Below are 16732 nucleotides of genomic sequence, written 5' to 3' on the forward strand. Positions count from 1 at the left end.
TTCTGCTACCTCTTTTTAGTCGACTGAGCAGGCATTACCGGCTCGGCAATAAACGCACTGTCCGGTTTGCCCTGTACAACCAGGTAAACGGCCGTTGTGTCTTCGGGGGTACCAGCTCGCCCCAACCAGCGGTGTTGAAAAGCAGCAGACAAGAAACGGCCGTCCAGTCGACGCGGATCCAGGATCACCTTACGCGTGGAGGTATTACGCACCTGTAATGCCACCACGGTGTGTTCATTGAGAGCCCACGCCGCCAGGGGTTTAATCTGTACCGGCTCAGAGGGATAAAGCGTGGTGATCGTGCCAGGCAGACGCAGCGGAACCGGGTGAATACCGGGTACAGACTCGACAGCGCGCAGAGGGGCATACAGGTTTTGTGCGGCATACCGTGTCATCACCACGGGTAACGGCGCGTTCAGCGAGGGAGCCTGGCGACGGGAAGTTGATCCACTCCCCGAATCAGCACTCTCCGACTTAACTGAACCTGAGCTTGCCCGGTGCCCATTACCGTTGCTGCTCCCCGTGGTTTTAGCGTTATCCGGAGATGACACCGATGTGACCTCTCCCTCATACACCACTTTCACCGGTTCACGGAGTGCCTTACCGGCAGATGCACTGATATCCAACAGGATAATTTCACCACTCTCTGCATCCAGAAGGGTCAGGCGCGTTGTCGGGAAGGCCTCGCTGGCCGACAGATAGACCGCACCGCCACTGCTCTGAACCCGGAGTTTGTCTTTCAGTGACGGCGGGAAGCCCACCCGCACGTTCTTATCGACAAACACAATGCGCTCCTGGCCAACGTTGAGCGGTACCTGCAACGGGATACGCTCCCAGCGCATCAGCTCTACCGCCGAAACCGGAAATGCAGCAGCAATCAGCAACGCGGATGTGATACGTGAAAAAACGGTCACGGTCATTGGAATACCCCCGTTTTCTTTTCCGGTGCCGCGACCGGCGCAGCTTCAATGCGTTGAGGCATACTGTCGTAGCAGTCCAGTGCCAGCCCGAACGGGTTACGTTCCGGGTCACCCTCCCAACGCAGTACACGCAGCGGATAACGCACCATGGCACGCTTTACCGGCTCGGTGTGGTAGTACTCGTCAGCCACCAGATCCAGACGTACCACCCACTCATCGTCTGAGCGAACGGTAACACTCTGGCTGCTATACCCTCGCCGGGGTAGCTCATACACCACGCGGACACGGTCCTTCAGCTCGCCGCTGTCACTACGCACTTTCGCATCTTTGTTGAGAAAGTCCTGACACGCTGGGGTCAGGAACGCGCCCAATTGAGCAATTTTGGCCGGGTAGTCCACATCACCATTCTTCGGCCAGGCATTGAGTTGCTGGAAAATGTAAAACCCAAAGGCGTAGACCGTGGAGGGCGGTACTTTCCACCATTCACGCGTGCTGCCACTGCGTAAATCGGGGGGATTGTGGATAGTGAGCTGACGCGGTGCAGACATCCATCCGACAATGGTCATGATGAGCAGCAGCACCAACAGCACAATAATGCCGCGCAACGTCAATATGTGGTTATCACGAGCGCTGACCGCATTACGAAAACGACTCAGCATCAGCGCCCCCTCGTGATACGAACAGAGCGCTTGATTTGCCAGGGCTGAGATGACAGGACCAACCCTGAACCCGGAGCCAGGGACAAACGGGCACGGAGCTCCTGGAAGCGACGCCAGATATAGTTATCCGGCTTACCGCGTTTGTAACTGCTGATGTAGTGTCCGCCGATAAAAACAACCAACAGCGGCGTCAACAGCATACAGGTCGGTAATATCACCCATCCCACCAGGGGCAACATCGGCAGAGCCAGGGGTACACCAAGCAGAACGCCAGTTCCAGCAGCCAGTCCCAGCTCGCCCGTGGTAAACCCCTTGTATACGGCCGGAGGGTTATTCAACCGGTCCGGAAGGAAGTCGATCACCGCCATGCTCCCTCCCTTAGATGATGTCTGCCGCTTTAGTCAGCAACCAGATCACCGCAACCAGCAAGACCACACCAACAACGATAAACGCACCGAATTCGGTCCACGTCGCTTTTCCCTGACGAACATGGTGAAAACAGCTGATGGCAGCATTGGCTACCACGATAAAGGCGATTACTGCAATCACCAGACCACCCAGAGTGGACCCATCTCTGATAATCCCCTTCATTGTGTTAAACAGTCCACCACCGCCACCAGTCGACGGCGCTTCAACAGGTGGCAAGTCGGCATAAGCACGAAATGACAGGACAGCAAGCAAACAGGCTTGTCCAATACGGTTAAGTAGATTTTTCATAACGTTAAGAATTTCCATCGATTAATTGGCAAAGAAAAAGAGACAAATCACCAGCAGCAGGATGAACCGGAGCACACTGCTCACCATCGTTTCGGTGTCTATCGCCTGACTCCGCCATCCCCGATACAAAGAAACGAACGTCCATGCGGCTATCAGGAACAACACGACAAAGAGCGTCCCCGTGATCAAGTTGTTGAGTACGGAGGACTCATTGCCCCCGGCACCAATACTCCATGCTCCACTTTGTGCGCTGGTCATCGGCATCAGCGTGACTCCTGGCTGTACTGGCCAGTGACGTTCATCGGCACAGCGGGCTGCGCCCGGGACGGCTGTAGATATCGCTCGATACCGAGCTTCATCGCCGTGATGTCGCGCGTAGCACTGGAGTAGTCGAAGTAGTAGCGGGCGGAATCACCCGAGTTCTGACTGGCAATCACCTGAGCCCGGTTGAGCGCGGCCTGCACCTGATCCAGTTGACGCATCACCAATGCCAACTCGTCTTTTTCAGAGGCCTGTGCAGCCGCCGAAAACAAAAAGGAAAAGATGACGACAGAAAGGACACATTTGAGGGGGTTGATAGATCGAACCACCATGTCTCTGCTCCCATAACAGTAACGGTGGGAGCAGAGTGGCGGATTAGCGTGGAGAGGACAGCACGAAACCCTTTTTCGAGTTAGAAAAATTTACTGTACGTTCTCAATCTATGACTGATGTATTACCAACGATGAACGACTCTAGTACCCCAAACATCACGGACTCCATTAATATGACAAACAGCATCGCACATTGATGCTTCACTTCTCATCGTGCGAGGTCTGCGCAAGTGGGGGGATTAACTCACACAGGTGTAGCGCTATTATACAAAGTTATTTAGACTTGCTGCCGTAACACTTTATCTGAACACATAGTGTTATGCTGGACCAATAATCAATGTGCGAAATTATTTATTTTACTGTCGTAATGTTTAACGCATCATATTGGTATAAAAAAGGAGTAAGCCTAGAGTGTTCGCTAGTAAGCTCGAGTCGAAAAAACCACTTCTCTTCAGTGGTTTCAGCTTGAGGTCTTTTTAAAAATCTAGATTTACCACCTCCATACGATAGTTCCTGGACACTAATCTCAGGGAATACTTAATTTGCACAGCTCAGTACAAACAAATACGAAAAAGTATTTTTGACATAGAGAGATAAAAATGAAAGTAAGTTATCTTATGGAAGAATCAGTTACAGTAAGGAATGAAAAGGGTTCATCAAGAAAGACCGATCCAAACTGTAAAACATGGATTAAGCATTGGGAAAATTATAGCGGAAAGAAAGCCAATAGTTGTTCTATTAAAGGATGCAAGGAAACAGATGATTTAGTTGGTGCTCATGTGTTAAGACCATACGCTAAAAATGAAGACTATAAAAAACATCCATATATTATCCCTATGTGTGACACTCATAACGGAAAGTCTCACGAGGAAGAGCAAACGACAAAACCGAATACAACATTTGTTTGGGCAAATGTAAGTGAGACCTGCGGAGAATAAACAAACTAGACCAACTCATTGTAAAATAATAATCAAACTAATTATTAAATAAATCAAAAACAGATGAACCAGTGTGGCTAACTCAACTTCGATTGCGACAGTGTTTGCATAAGAAACAGAATTAGCCACACATTTAACATCACCGATCTATTCAATCTCAGCAGTGGAATTACTATCCATCATAAACTCCTCACTACAGGTATTTTTTAAATGCGCCCATCGTCACCGAGATAACTCCCCCCAGCAGTATTGCGGCAGGCAAAATCAGCAGATTCGGCCATACAGCCGTTGGCCAGCCGAGATAGAGCATGGTCGGACCGTAGAACGCTGGTTTGATAAAGCGTTTGGCATGGTGATAAAGAAAACTGGATTCATAACCGGCGCCGTAGCGCCGTAAATCGCGCCGAACCAGCCCATCTACAACCCCGGTGATTATGACCAGGACAAAGAGAGGGATTGAGAGAACGAGGATGCACACCCGGATGACGTAGATGAGCGTCACGTACATCATCGCCTCCAGGTACTCCCCCACCCACATCGCCAGGGATCTTCCTGTCTGGCTAATCGCCTCCAGCAGCTCACCACGACGATGGCCTGCTGCCGTTTGGGGAGCCGCACTGCCGTTCAGCCAGCTAATAAAGCCGGTATCAACAAACCCCCACTGATAGACCCGGTTCACTACGTGATTCATCGTGATAACCGGTTCCGACATCAACAAACTGCGGGTAAAGCCTTCTGATAAGTAGGCGCTTTCTGTATGCAGAACTTCACGGCTATGCTCCGCCCCAGCTGTCGGCCAAATCAGCGTCATGCAGGCAAACTCAACAATAATGCTGACCAGCCACGCCGCCAGAAAAATCCCCACCAGTTTCCACGGCAAATCCCAGAGCAGAAACATGATCGGCCCTGACTGTTTCGGTGGAGCGGCAGGCCGCTGTTGCTGTGATTGTTGTTGCGTCTGTGCCATCACGCCGCTCCCTGGCTCAAGGGCGCGTCTATGCCAGGCTCAGACCACCAGGACTCCGCCGTTCTGTAGTTACGCTGCATGTATTCCGCTATTTTCTCGATGCTCTCCGGCATCAAGGGATCATTTTCGGATGCCGGCAACGGCATCCGAATCTTCCACAACTTGCCCCCCTCAAGTAACGCAAAAGCTTGCCCTTTCGGCAGGTTGATCACATCTGCCGGCGTTATCATCGGCATCCGCACTGAGCTCACGCTATCCTGAACATTACTGGTGAAATCGCTGCCATGCTCCGGGTTAGACACATCCGTCACACCAGACATCAGCGTCTTGGTATAGACGTCGACTTCAGGCAACTGACTGGTGAGCAGCTCGGCGGTGGTGTTCTCACGAACACGCAGCATGATGAGCGAGTTAAAGTTGCCTACAACCTGCGCCGCCTTCGCTGCACTGCCGATGCGAGCCTCAATATCAGAGACCGTCTGTGTATATGCAGAAACCTGTATCCCTGCGCCCCCGCCTTTGTTGATCAAGGGAATGAACTCGTCGCCCATCAATTCGTTAAATTCGTCACAGTGGAGGTTAATCGGGGTTTTCTCGGTATTGTCCAACCCTTCGCCGAGACCAAATTTGTAGATATGGCCAGCTACAGAAACAAGGTCGGCAAACATGGAATTGCCGACCGCCGATGCCACCGCCGCATCGGACAGCGCATCCAGGCCAATGTAGACAACGCCTTTCTTACGGATAACATCGAGCCAGTTGAAGATGGGGCGGGGGTCGTCCATATCGTCGTAATCCGGTGACAGCAGCCCCGCTGTCTTACCGGTGGTGAGTTTTTCCAGCAACGGCAGGAGACTCGCAACTATCTTGTCGAAATAGGTACGGTCATAGCGCACCGCGGAGCGCAGCCCATCCAGTACCGGATCATATACCAGTGCCTTGGCCGCCTCGCTGCCGAGCACGGTTTCCAGCGCCCAGACTTTCATTGCGTTCGGCTGCCCGGACAAATTGCGGGGAAGGTTACGTTCGTCCAGCGTGGACAGCAGGTTCTCCGCGTCTATCAGCAACTGGGGGGCCACTCTGGCCAGCAGGCTCTCCGCATAGCTCTCGTACAATTCCCCGATGTTGGTCACATAACGCAACACCAGGGTGTAATCCGGGCGCTGCCCCTGAGCCACCAGCGCGCGAGCAACGATATTGACGAAACGCCACGCAAATTCTTTAAATGCCGCGGAATTGCCCTCCCCGGACAACTGCCCTGAGATACGTGAAGCAACTTCTGACACGCGGCTGAACCGCCCAATGGCGTTATAGCGGGCGCTGATGTCTGGCCAGCCCAGATGAAACACATAAAATTCATTTTCCCGGCCGGATCGCCGGGCTTCTGCCCACATACGCCGCAGCAGGTCAGCATCCCCTTTCGGGTCAAAGACGATAGTCACGTCCCCCCGACGTATATCCTGCGTGATCAACAATTCAGCCAGTCGGGTCTTGCCAACGCGGGTGGTCCCAATCACCAGCATATGACCAACACGCTCTCCCAGGTCATAGCTGACATCCTGCTCATCCGGCTCCACACCGTGGTAAATCGAGCTGCCCCCCACCGGCGGCAAAGGGCGTGCCGGGTTCAGCGGCGAATCCCATCGCGTCAACTTGCATAATGCCGGCACATGTTCAAATCGCTGCTCCAGTGATCGGGCCGCCCGATAAAGCGCCCCGGGCTGGACAAAATGAGCCAGCTCTGGCCGACGCGCCTCCATCACTCGCTGGGTATGTATCGGCGTCCAGGCAAAACCACGCCCCAGGAATAACCGTTTATGGCTGACCGGAATTTGATGACTGGACACAACGTAACGCGGCAGGCGCCGGATATTACGGCGATAACGCAATATCCGCAGTCCCTCCCTCGTCCTCTTCATCGCCAGTACACCAAATCCGACCGCAGGCACCCAACTGACAGACGGGGCCAGTGCAATCGACCAGGGAGCAGTCAGGCACAGACAAGTCGCACAGCTGGCGACAATGGCCGTATTCAGCTCAACGGCTGGCCGCAACAGCGATTCAATCACATATTTATGGCTCATGGCGCGATACCCCCGAGGCCTCGACGATTCGACTGTTCGCATTCACATTCACAGTAAAGATCCACTGGATCACCAGATAAAACAGCAGGAAACCCAACCAGTAATGCATCAGCAGGTCAGCAATATGCTCATCTTCAAAAAATGCCCTGATATAGAGGAAATAATCATGCAGCGAGAACAACAGCAGCGGGATAACGACCAGGCATCCGATCCCAAATAACGGGAAAAGAAGCACTGCTTTAAACACAAAAATCATGGCCTCCCGGCCGCTCGTCACACCAAAGAGCAGAAAAAAACGCGACAGGTAATACATCATGATTATTTCCCCTTCCCACAGCCGCTCAGTCCAATAGCACCGGCGGTGACCAGGACCGGGTAGTGCGACAACTTCAGACGTCTGGCCAGATCGCTGCCATTAACCGGCAAAATAGTGATATCCGGGTAATCAGCCTGGATAGCCCGGAACAGACTCTCATCCGGTACACTGACCATCAGTACCGTAGCCGCCATTTCTTTGAGTTGTGGATAGCAGTGACGCAATATCGCCAGAGAGCGCTGATCATCCCCAAACAGAAATAGCGGTTGCATACCCGGCAGCGATACCGCTCGTTCCGTCTCAACGCCAGGGGACAATTCTGGGGTACGAATTGGCATCATGGACGACACGAACGTCCGCCGGATCAACCCAGTTTGAGGCGTGTTTTCCGGCATACGAACCTCATCCTGAACCGGGTTAATTGCCGAAAAATAGCGATCGGTCGACTCTCCCCCCAGGTCCGCCACCACCGTCAACGCCATAGCGGCAGCCGGCACAACAAAACAAAGAGAACACAACAGAATACGGATCATTTACCGGGCTCCACCCAGGTCAACTGGGACAAAGACGTGGCAGACGCCACAGAAAGGGGTTTCGTTTTCTGACGGGTATCCCCCATCGCATCCAGCTTGCTGCGAACGATGGCCATATACACCCGGGCCGCCTGTCCGCCGGCGGGATGGTGATAACACCCTGCAGCCCGGAGCCAACTTCCGGGACTGGAGTCGTAACAGGCGCGCAGCAGTCGTGCCGCCACACGCAGGTTGAGATAGGGATCAAACGCATCGTGTAACGATGGGAAAAGATGACCGTTCCAGCCGAGATTGACCTGGGCAATACCGACATCAATGCGTTTGAGGGGATACACCCGGATAAATGACAACAGCGCCGCCATCGCTTTCTCACGGGTCTCATAGCGATATCCCGTCCCCGCAACGTTAATCGTCCATGGCCACGGACGTACCCGCCCCCCTGCCAGCTTTTTGGAGCTTTCAGCCAACGCCAACGAGTAAAGAGATTCAACCGGGACCCGCTCGTCCTGCGCAATCTGTTGGTAAGCCCAGGGAATATCCAGGACAAAGTCAGTTGCCGATGATGTCAACGGCATCATCAGAGAAAACAACAAAGTGATTAAAACGCCGCAATTTGCCATCCGCCGTTCTCCCCTTGTTGCAAGACCACAGGCATTTGCCCCTGGCCATACTGCATCCATAACCCCTTGTCATGGTTCAGGGTAATCTGCCGGCTGCGCACCCGATCAACCGGTATCCGGTGGGCTATCGCCCAGTTACGCACCTTGTCATCACTGCCATTGCTGTCGACCAAGTAAATGTCTACCGGCCTGTTATCAGCCAGGATAGCGGCGAGACGCGCATCACAACGCGAACAGTTGTCCTGCACAAAAAGAGCCAGTCGCCCCGATGTGTCATGAGCGATACCTGTGGCATTACCCATATTGACGGCCAGTGAATTCGGGTACAGGCGCGTCCACGCCGCATTCACTTCACGCTGAAACGCCAACTCTTTTTCAGTACGCTGGAACTCCTGCTTTACCCACAGCTCAGCCAGTCTGCGGCGGTCGGTCGGATTGTCGCTTTCAATCCCCAACGCCGTCAGCGGATCAAGCCCTGGTGACTGCACACCACGCGGTCCCTTCATCAGTTGCTGGTAGCGCTGCCATTCGTTTGCACTCAACCCCCACGCACTGGCCTGACGTTGCTGCTCTTCACGGACAATCGACTGCAACTCGGATGAAAGTGACTGAGACTGCTGAACACTGGAATCCTGTTTATCTGCAGCCAGCGCTATCGAACAAACGGACAGCAGCAATACGCCGCCGGCCAGTTTCCTGGATTTATAATTCATGATCATGGTGTTACCTCAGGGGAATAGATTGGGAATGGCCGTTGACGGTGAAGTGAGCCTGGCCACCATCAACCGCCGTCAGTGTCCAGCCGGAAAGGCTGTCGCCGGGAGATAAGAGACGAACCTGTGATAATGATGTCGGCGCATCGGCAGGCGATGCGACCAGAAACATCTGCCCGCCCCGGCGCTCCACACCATTCACGACGAAAGGTGGAGACAGCGATTTATCATACTCTCTAATGCGAGGTCCCCGAGTCAGGGACTTTTTTTTTACGGTCTCTTTGGCAGCTGAGGCACCTTCTGTCGTCGACGTCGTGGCGGATTTTTCCGCTTTGCGGTCAGCGGTCATTTTTGACCACTGTTCTTTCCAGTCAGACAGGGCATTAAACTGCAACTGCAACGTTTCCAGCGCTTGCCGTTCTGCCGCCTGCGCGGTACTCAGACGCTGTATACTCTGTGTATTTTCAGCAACCTGTTGTTGCACCGCGTTACGCGATTGCTCAACTGTCGTTAACCGGTCAGCCAGGGCCTGTGCATCCTGACGAGATAGAAACTCAGCAGAAAAGCCCGTTAGCCGCCCTTCAATTGTCGCGATAGACTCTGACAGCTTGCTCAGATTCCCCGCCCGGAAAGCCGCTTCGAGCGATGTCATTCTGATTTGCTGCAGACTCAGCTCATTGAGCAGATAAGCGTTGCAAGCCAGACTCGCAGTGATGATGACCACTTTACCAACACGCCAGATAGTCATCAGAAGCGAGGCAAAAGGAGGAGTGGATTTACTTTCACGGCTCTGCCGGAAGATAAACCCGTTTTTTACTGGCTTCTCATCGGGTAGCGACGAGACGGCAGGAGAAACGGCGGGCTCCTCAACCGAAAACGAAATAGCGGCTTCCGCTTCGGTGAGTGTTTCGGTCGTCATAACAACATCCTTTAGCATTTAGCAAATAGCTGACTACTGTCGCGCTACAGTGCTAAATCTGACATGTTATGACGAGCCAAAATTCATTATTAACGTGGTTAAGATTCGTTAGAGAGGGCAGCAGTATGCATCGACATGTTCATCATCGACTGCTGACATGATTTGATACCAGCGAGTACCAGCCATAACCCAATTTGCGGGACACTGCGCCACTTTGTAGCCATGTATAAAATCAAACGCGTTAGGAGCCTGAATCCACTGACATCCATTGTTATTCAGTGATGCCGCCCCCTTCCAGACACCATTTTGACACGATAACACCCCCCCTGAATAATCACGACTAATCGTCCCATTTTCTGGGCATACAGCACCCGGCGTGTTTATCTCGTCAAGCTTCAAAACGCCTCCCGCACTCAGTCGCCCATTCGCACGAACACTACCGCCCAGTACCTGACCACCCGTGTAAATGCTCTTGTCATTCACCGATCGCACCCAATCATCATCAGACATATAAAAACCACCGTTGTGGGTCTCGTTCAACCAACCACTGTTCCCACGAGAGACAAACCAGCCATTCGTTGTTGTGATATTCTCTCCTGCAGTAACCGCTCCACCAGCTGCAACATTGGCGCTGAAATTCCCGGTCTGCGCATTGACTGCATTGACGTTATTGAGGTTATTGCCTCCCATGTCGATGTCGGTATGCATTTTGTTTAAATCCGGCTTTCCTGTGACGGAGAACCGGTATAACCGATCGTTTTCGTTTCTTGCAGCTCCGAGTTCGTCCGTGGTCAGTAACGCAACAATATGGCCATTGGTAGTGCTAACGCCAAAACTGCTGAGCGGCACACTCCAGCTGTTCATCGCACCGGTCGCATTGGCGCCATCCCAGATATAGCCTCCCAATCCATTGGTAATATCGATAGCAATCTGTCGTAATGCCAGAAACGGTAGCCCTACCCCACCTTGAGTGAACACCAGAGCCTGCAACTGGCTGGTGTTGGTCGCATTGCGAATGAAGGCTGCGCGGTATGTATGACCGGATGAATTGGTGTCACTGAATCCGGCTTCCAGAAAACCAGTGCTCTTGAGCATGGCAGGAGTGATCACCACCGGTGCAGTTGTCGTGGCCGAATTCAACAATGTGTCGTAATACCTGGCGGCATAGCTTTTTACCGCCACGGTAAATCGACTGGTCTGTGCCGCGACTACCTGCCATTCCCGCTGCTGCAGGTAGTCATTCCACCTGGTAGTTCCCCATATAGCCACGATAACGAGAATAATCAGCGAGACACCGGTACTCATAATGGCCCAGCCACGATCCGGCGTTTTTCTGGTTGAAATGTTCATGTTCACCACGTCAGTAAAGGTTGATACAGCATCTGCAACATCAGCAACTGGCCACCCCAGCACAGCCAGGGCCCCAATGGCCCTCCGTGGGATTGACGGCCAGCCAGTTGCCACAGGACAAATCCACCAGTGCCAGCCAACAATGCCTGCAACGCTGGCATCCAGCCAAGCCAGGCACCGAGCGCACCGGTCAGCCACACATCACCAAGGCCAATAACCTCCTGTCCGGCATACCGGGAGCCGACGCAGCGCAGTAACGCACTCGCACACACCAGCACTGCGGCCGCTGCGAGGTTGACCAGCCCCTGCGACTGCATCACAGCGGCAAGAATGCCGGCGAGCAGGCAGCTCCAGGTAAAATCACTCGGCAGCCAGCCGGACAGGCGATCTGTCAGGGACATACGGAAAACGAACAGACAGAAAAACGTCCACAGCAGCCGCGTCAGGCCATCAGTTGGTGCCATGATGATGAGCGTCAGTACACCGGCATGTAGCCAGGCGTAGCGCAATGCCGTTCGTCTGCACCACAGCTCAACAGAGTGCTGTTCAGCCAGGAAATAATGCACCTGTCCGGACACAGCCAGCAGTGCAGTCAGAGAGAGCACAAAAATCGGTACCATCAGCGGCCATGGCAGGGCCAGCGTAATCAGCGTCACAGTACGATCCCACGCCGTTCACGCAGCAGTTGGCGATAAATAGCATAAATGCGGTTGGCATAGGATTCGCGGCTTTCGTGTCTGTCCTGGCGAAAACCCGCGTTGTACGAACCAAGACAGTTCCACGAGATGCCGCACACCTGGAAATGGCGGGCCAGTATCCAGGTGCCGATTTGTACGTTAAGACACGGGCGGGAGAGCAGATCGTCCGGCCCGCTGATGATGCCCTGTTTAATCAGGCCAGGCAGGTTTGTTGAATTGACCTGCATCAGCCCATAGTCCCGGCTGACCTCCCGCCGCGTGACTTTGTCACGATTGATATTGACTGCGGCAGGATTAAGTGAGCTCTCTCCCTTGGCTATCGCCAGCAGCAACAGCGGATCGATATGGTATTTTTCGCCGGCCGCTTCGAAGCAGAATGCACGTGCCGACGGCGATACCAGAGCCAGCAGGACGGAAAGCAAGGCCGCATACCACATCATCATCAACCGTTAACAGTAAAGACCAGCGTGTTATTGCCGGTACGACCACTATCGGCCTGGCACGCCTTGCCGGCATCTTCGGCGGACACTGCACCGTCGCTAAACGCCGTGCTGTTGATCGTGATACTGGCAAATGCTCCACCAGCTCCCAGTTGCTGGGCAATGGAGATGCAATCCGCTTGCGGAACTCGCGGATACGAAACCGAAAAACCATTGTTAAACCCGCTAGTGGCGACAGGTGCCATCACCACCTGGCCACCGTAGGAGTTCCACAATGTTGCGGTGCCCGATGATGCGGTGCCCTGCACCGTCATCCCTTTGGGTGCCCCACCCACCTGGATCAACGTCCCGGTCATGGTGGTACCGCTGGTAAAGTTGTAGCCACTACTGCTTTTCATTGCACGTCCATTCGATACCAGGGTCTGAATGTTAGTGGTTTCAACAGCAACGTCCTTTTTAAACCACAGGTCCCACAACTTGGATGCCACATAGGCCACGACAATGATGATGAGTACAGCGACTGCACCATGTTCAAGAAGCGCCCAGCCACGATGTGGACGTTGATTAACTGAAACTGACATAGGTATTCCTTAATGGACAGATAATGAGACGATGTCCTGAATCTGCATCACCATCTCAATGATGAGTAAGAAGAAAGTGATTATCAGGAGCAGGGAAAAAAATTTGGCGGTATTGGCACGACGGGCGACCTGCTGCAGAGCCTGCTCCAGCCAGCGGTCGGCATAGTTGCTGATAAGCGTGGACGCACCGTCCCCCTTACCCAGCAGCGACAGATAGTTGGCGGCCTCCTGACTCGGGAAACGATAGCCACAATGACGCAGTGCCATGCCCAGTGCATCACCTTCAGTCATGCAGTCCATCGCCGCTTCCAGCCGCTCCTGCAACCATGCAGAGCCGTAGCTATGCAGGACCTGCAGCGCTTTTAGCTCAGGCACACCGGCACCCAGCAACGCTGCAACATTCATCAGGAACACCGCCCCCTGCAGGTCTTTGTACAGTGACCACGGCAGAGCATAGTCAGCCAGTCTGCGCAGTTGGCCACACCAGCGTGGTAACGACCAGGTCACCCCGATCACTAACAACACACCTCCGGCCCCCGCTACCACGCCCCATTCGGATGTCCAGGTGGCGATGGAGTTCATCAGGCCCAATGCGCCGGACCAGTTTTTCGGGTCTGACATCGTACTCAGTGTGGGAACAAGCATCAGGTTATTGACAGCCAGCAGCGCCCCGCCAAGGATTACCAATACCAGCGGGTAAATCGACGCAAACAAGACCTGGAGCAGGATCCGCCGCCTCGCCATAATCAACTTGTCAGCTTGCATCAGCGCACGAGGTAAGCCACCGCTTTGCATCCCGGCACTGATCAATGCGGCCTCTTCGCTCGGCGCCCATACTGCCAGTACGTCTTGCAGTTCGCGGCCCGCACGGTTATCACTCAACGCCTCAAGACAGTCGTCTACCAGCTCGATATACGGATTCCACCGGCGTCCGAAATCAGTATGCACATCACCGATCATCTGCAGCGCTTCAGCCAGCGGAGTCTTGTTATCCAGAAGAAAACGCAGCGTTTCGTAGAACGGCTGACGGTAACGGCTGGTAAACGAATGACGAACCAGGTAATAACGCAACCGTCGTCCGATATTCATCGGGCGTTCTGGATGAAAAGCATCAGACATTAGAACCACCATGCCCTGCCCCTGAATCAGAATAAATACCAGGTGCGTAGTACTTCACTTGTATATATCGGCTATAGATAAGCGTTGCCAGGCCATCAATGGCCATCGAGAGGAGTAACAATGCGAAGTACATTGCCTTCAACTCATGAGCGGATTCATTCGCTACATCAGATAACGGTTTGGAAACATTCGTACAATTATCGACTGACATCTCCGGGGATAACACCGCACAATGCTCCGTCATAACATATCCGGCGGATACGGTCTGAAAGGCTTTCGCATCAATTTCCAGTTTATGGAGATAAAACCCCTCCAAACCCATTGATAGTGATTTAATAAAAATTACGCAAAGAAAGAGCCAGCCCAATAAAAGTGAGGGCCAAAATAAAGTAATTCTTAATACACATATGGCATACCGTACAAATTCACTTAATATTTGTCTTTTCATGTTTTACTCCAATAGTATTTATCCAATTCGGTTTACCTGCTAATAACGCCAATAACCTGTTCCCACTGATAATGAAGAGTTCAGTATTGCCATGACGCCATTCTGATGAATATTTCCAACTTTTATTCCCCGTTCGCCCGGTATGAATAAAGAAACCACCACACTGATGTTGTATTAGGCATTGTGAAAACTCGCTAACGTGGTGTGGGGATATTGCGTTTTTGTAACGTTTGGCCTGAATAAGCCAGCGCCGTCCATGGATAAATACCTGCCCATCAATGCCACCATCGCCACTGTATGAAACGTTACGGATCACCTGTAACCCATAACGTTCAAAAGCCAGCAATAGCAACTCCTCAAAGACATATGGGCTAACACGTCGCAGATAAGCCAATCGCTGCCCATCACCGGCTAATGTCGGCAGTCTCATCAGAACACGTTCAGCACTGGAACGATAACGACGATGACGCCGGGTGCTGGCTTTTTCACGCCGACACCACGGATACGTAATGAAAAGTGCAATACCCGCGAGAACAAAAAGAACCGCCATCAGCTCAAGCGGCATGGGGAACCTCACTCGCTAGCACCGCATCTTCATCAAGCGGGCAGACACGATCCCCTTCCACCGGATCGACCCGTCCTTCGGCCAGCCGACGTAGCAGATGTAGACGACGGCTAATGCCACCTCGGTTCAGCCAGTACTGACGGGCTACGGCATTACCGTGCGACAGCCATAGCGACATAAAACGAGCATCCGGGCGAATGACTTCCGCTATCGCCGTCCGGCCAATTACCCCACGGCTGACGATACGACCGGTCAGTTCCAACGTCTTCTGACAGTGGGGGCACCCTTCATGGTTTCGAAAGTAAAGTTGCTCCGGGGTGCAGATACCGGGCTCATTACACCACCGTTCGAGCCGAGCACGAGTTTCATCACCCAATTCCGGCACTTTGTCATGCCAGGAAACCCGGCAATGTGGACACAACACCGGAACCAGCCGCTGACTAATGAGGCCAACCATCAGTTGCGCATCGGCGATCAGATGCCGGTCAACCCCCATCACGGCCATACGCGAGAGAATGCCGACTGCGCTGTTACTGTGCAAAGTGGACATCAGCAGATGCCCGGTCTGCGAGGCATAAATACCCGACATCAGCGAGTGATACTCACGCATTTCACCGTTTACAATACCGTCAGGGTCAAGACGCAACAGGGATGCATCACCATCTTTCCAGGCTTGCGCAACATCATCTGGAGACTGGCTTTTCGGTATCACTGGCGTCTGAACAGCACCGGCAGTACGTCCCTCAATGGGATACTCCTGTGTCAGCAGACGCCGCCGCCCCTGATACTGATCCAGCCACATCCGACTGAACACACGTAGCGTGGTCGACTTACCCGATCCCGTAGGGCCGGACAGCACCACCATGCCTTCTGGCTGACGCAAGATGTACTGGCACTCTTTTGCCTGCTCCGGCAGAAATCCCTGATCGGCCAGCGTAGGCACCTGGTCACTGTCATCAAGAATCGTTCGTAGTACCACATACAGACCGTCAGCAGTCGGTTTGTGCTCATAGCGTGCGCCATACAGACCGGCACGCCGCGCATACAGGGCATCGATACGCCCTGACTGTATCTTGTTGTCATAAAAGCTGGTTTCGTGGATATCACACATCGACAGGTAGATTGTGGATACCAGCGTCCGACCTTCTTCAGCTGTCAATTCGTCAATGACATAGAGTTCGCCGTGAACACGCATCTCAATAATCGTCAGGTTGAGATCACGGCTGATGGTAAAATGGATGTCTGACGCAGCGTGCTGTTCTGCCAGTGTCAGATATGCAACGACTTTTTTCTGCGACTCGCTGAGATCACCTGTTGCATCAGGTGACGGAATCGTCAACTGTAAACGCCGTGAGCTAATCTCACTCAACGGCACAAATTCGGTTTCAACTCGCTGGTTCTTCTTGCGCTGATCCATCACCCAGCGCTGAATACGTTCATCTCCACGCCGGTTAATGTCGATAACCAGTCTGGTGGCCCCCAACGTCGGCGTTTCCACCAGTACAAAGTCCAGAATGTCTTTATCTACTTGCTGCATTGCTGGCATGGGTTA

General features: G+C 53.2%; 22 protein-coding genes. 1 reads left to right on the top strand and 21 read right to left on the bottom strand.

All coding sequences use genetic code 11. The features are described 5' to 3' along the window. Positions 1-5 precede the first annotated feature (5 nt). From Dpoa569_RS14365 to Dpoa569_RS14390, 6 genes are read right to left on the bottom strand one after another with little or no spacing between them, the layout of a single operon-like run. Positions 6-920 carry a TIGR03749 family integrating conjugative element protein gene (locus Dpoa569_RS14365; RefSeq protein WP_050569408.1) on the bottom strand — a complete coding sequence of 305 codons (915 nt, stop codon included), beginning with the start codon at positions 918-920 and terminating at the stop codon, positions 6-8. Beyond that, entirely contained in the window at positions 917-1576 is a 660-nt protein-coding gene (locus Dpoa569_RS14370; RefSeq protein WP_024108379.1) for a PFL_4703 family integrating conjugative element protein, read from the bottom strand. Before Dpoa569_RS14370 ends, Dpoa569_RS14365 begins: the two co-directional genes overlap by 4 nt. Before the next feature lie 2 nt (positions 1577-1578). Beyond that, positions 1579-1947: a TIGR03750 family conjugal transfer protein gene (locus Dpoa569_RS14375; protein WP_038913081.1), complete on the bottom strand. Its 369-nt coding sequence runs from the start codon at positions 1945-1947 to the stop codon at positions 1579-1581. 10 nt (positions 1948-1957) lie between these two features. Then, positions 1958-2296 carry a TIGR03745 family integrating conjugative element membrane protein gene (locus Dpoa569_RS14380; RefSeq protein WP_227983050.1) on the bottom strand — a complete coding sequence of 113 codons (339 nt, stop codon included), beginning with the start codon at positions 2294-2296 and terminating at the stop codon, positions 1958-1960. A gap of 21 nt (positions 2297-2317) precedes the next feature. After that, entirely contained in the window at positions 2318-2560 is a 243-nt protein-coding gene (locus Dpoa569_RS14385) for a TIGR03758 family integrating conjugative element protein (protein ID WP_225622419.1), read from the bottom strand. After that, positions 2560-2889 (bottom strand): integrative conjugative element protein, RAQPRD family, encoded by a 330-nt coding sequence (locus Dpoa569_RS14390; RefSeq protein ID WP_050569407.1) that lies wholly within the window; start codon positions 2887-2889, stop codon positions 2560-2562. The genes Dpoa569_RS14385 and Dpoa569_RS14390 overlap by 1 nt, the downstream gene beginning before the upstream one ends. 599 nt (positions 2890-3488) lie before the next feature. Here Dpoa569_RS14390 and Dpoa569_RS14395 point away from each other — a divergent pair. After that, positions 3489-3827 carry a hypothetical protein gene (locus Dpoa569_RS14395; protein WP_128569685.1) on the top strand — a complete coding sequence of 113 codons (339 nt, stop codon included), beginning with the start codon at positions 3489-3491 and terminating at the stop codon, positions 3825-3827. Positions 3828-4020: 193 nt separating this feature from the next. On the opposite strand, the gene Dpoa569_RS14400 is transcribed toward Dpoa569_RS14395, so the two are convergent. From Dpoa569_RS14400 to Dpoa569_RS14470, 15 genes are all read right to left on the bottom strand, one after another. Continuing rightward, positions 4021-4794: a TIGR03747 family integrating conjugative element membrane protein gene (locus Dpoa569_RS14400; protein WP_038925512.1), complete on the bottom strand. Its 774-nt coding sequence runs from the start codon at positions 4792-4794 to the stop codon at positions 4021-4023. Then, entirely contained in the window at positions 4794-6878 is a 2085-nt protein-coding gene (traD, locus tag Dpoa569_RS14405; RefSeq protein ID WP_042869005.1) for a type IV conjugative transfer system coupling protein TraD, read from the bottom strand. The genes Dpoa569_RS14400 and traD overlap by 1 nt, the downstream gene beginning before the upstream one ends. Next, positions 6868-7194: a hypothetical protein gene (locus Dpoa569_RS14410; protein ID WP_038903528.1), complete on the bottom strand. Its 327-nt coding sequence runs from the start codon at positions 7192-7194 to the stop codon at positions 6868-6870. Before Dpoa569_RS14410 ends, traD begins: the two co-directional genes overlap by 11 nt. A 2-nt stretch (positions 7195-7196) precedes the next feature. After that, a complete protein-coding gene (locus Dpoa569_RS14415; RefSeq protein WP_042869003.1) occupies positions 7197-7727 on the bottom strand; it encodes a PFL_4695 family integrating conjugative element protein in 531 nt (176 codons plus the stop codon). After that, a complete protein-coding gene (locus Dpoa569_RS14420) occupies positions 7724-8347 on the bottom strand; it encodes a transglycosylase SLT domain-containing protein (RefSeq protein ID WP_042869001.1) in 624 nt (207 codons plus the stop codon). Before Dpoa569_RS14420 ends, Dpoa569_RS14415 begins: the two co-directional genes overlap by 4 nt. After that, the gene (locus tag Dpoa569_RS14425) at positions 8326-9060 is read right to left on the bottom strand and encodes a TIGR03759 family integrating conjugative element protein (RefSeq protein WP_042873810.1); all 735 of its coding nucleotides are present in this window, start codon (positions 9058-9060) and stop codon (positions 8326-8328) included. The genes Dpoa569_RS14420 and Dpoa569_RS14425 overlap by 22 nt, the downstream gene beginning before the upstream one ends. 10 nt (positions 9061-9070) lie before the next feature. Beyond that, a complete protein-coding gene (locus Dpoa569_RS14430) occupies positions 9071-9979 on the bottom strand; it encodes a hypothetical protein (protein ID WP_050569406.1) in 909 nt (302 codons plus the stop codon). A 108-nt stretch (positions 9980-10087) separates the two neighbouring features. Continuing rightward, positions 10088-11329, bottom strand: a complete 1242-nt coding sequence (gene pilV, locus Dpoa569_RS14435; protein WP_042868999.1) for a shufflon system plasmid conjugative transfer pilus tip adhesin PilV — start codon at positions 11327-11329, stop codon at positions 10088-10090. A 2-nt stretch (positions 11330-11331) separates the two neighbouring features. Further along, positions 11332-11985, bottom strand: a complete 654-nt coding sequence (locus tag Dpoa569_RS14440) for a prepilin peptidase (RefSeq protein ID WP_042868997.1) — start codon at positions 11983-11985, stop codon at positions 11332-11334. Then, entirely contained in the window at positions 11982-12470 is a 489-nt protein-coding gene (locus tag Dpoa569_RS14445) for a lytic transglycosylase domain-containing protein (RefSeq protein ID WP_456073099.1), read from the bottom strand. The genes Dpoa569_RS14440 and Dpoa569_RS14445 overlap by 4 nt, the downstream gene beginning before the upstream one ends. Further along, the gene (locus tag Dpoa569_RS14450) at positions 12470-13048 is read right to left on the bottom strand and encodes a type 4 pilus major pilin (protein ID WP_042868995.1); all 579 of its coding nucleotides are present in this window, start codon (positions 13046-13048) and stop codon (positions 12470-12472) included. Before Dpoa569_RS14450 ends, Dpoa569_RS14445 begins: the two co-directional genes overlap by 1 nt. Before the next feature lie 9 nt (positions 13049-13057). Then, positions 13058-14167 carry a type II secretion system F family protein gene (locus tag Dpoa569_RS14455; protein WP_042868994.1) on the bottom strand — a complete coding sequence of 370 codons (1110 nt, stop codon included), beginning with the start codon at positions 14165-14167 and terminating at the stop codon, positions 13058-13060. After that, positions 14160-14615: a hypothetical protein gene (locus Dpoa569_RS14460; RefSeq protein ID WP_128569684.1), complete on the bottom strand. Its 456-nt coding sequence runs from the start codon at positions 14613-14615 to the stop codon at positions 14160-14162. Before Dpoa569_RS14460 ends, Dpoa569_RS14455 begins: the two co-directional genes overlap by 8 nt. Continuing rightward, entirely contained in the window at positions 14593-15180 is a 588-nt protein-coding gene (locus tag Dpoa569_RS14465) for a restriction endonuclease (protein ID WP_128569683.1), read from the bottom strand. Before Dpoa569_RS14465 ends, Dpoa569_RS14460 begins: the two co-directional genes overlap by 23 nt. After that, on the bottom strand, positions 15170-16726 hold the full coding sequence (locus Dpoa569_RS14470) for a GspE/PulE family protein (protein WP_227983052.1): 1557 nt from the start codon (positions 16724-16726) through the stop codon (positions 15170-15172). Before Dpoa569_RS14470 ends, Dpoa569_RS14465 begins: the two co-directional genes overlap by 11 nt. Between the last annotated feature and the right edge of the window lie 6 nt (positions 16727-16732).

The organism is Dickeya poaceiphila (genome assembly GCF_007858975.2).
Classification (GTDB): Bacteria; Pseudomonadota; Gammaproteobacteria; order Enterobacterales; family Enterobacteriaceae; genus Dickeya; species Dickeya poaceiphila.